Genomic DNA, 295 nt, shown 5'->3' on the forward strand with positions numbered 1-295 from the left:
GACCGCCGTCCCGCGTTCGTCAAGACCATCACTGTTCTGACCTGCTGGAGAAGGCCTGATCAGTCCCGCTCGTCCCCACGGTCGTCGCCGCCCTCGTGGCCGCGTCCGCCCTCGTGGCCGCCTCCGCCCTCGTAGTGCCGGATCACCCGGAAGCTGGCCAGCACTCCGTCCTTGACGAAGACGCCCTCGACGCAGTGCGGGTCCACGCCGTCGGCGGTGCTGTGGGGCCCGACGGTGGCGATGGGGGCGCCGTTGTCGCAGACCGCCCCGCGGAAGACCTCGACGGTCTTGTGGC

The 295-nt window shown here is 71.2% G+C and carries 1 protein-coding gene; it reads right to left on the minus strand.

Features of this window, described 5'->3' with window-relative positions:
- Nucleotides 1-59: 59 nt before the first annotated feature.
- Nucleotides 60-295 (minus strand): hypothetical protein (locus UK12_RS35400; protein ID WP_045307333.1); only part of this gene is annotated, 236 nt, incomplete at its 5' end.

This window comes from Saccharothrix sp. ST-888, assembly GCF_000955975.1.
GTDB lineage: Bacteria > Actinomycetota > Actinomycetes > Streptomycetales > Streptomycetaceae > Kitasatospora.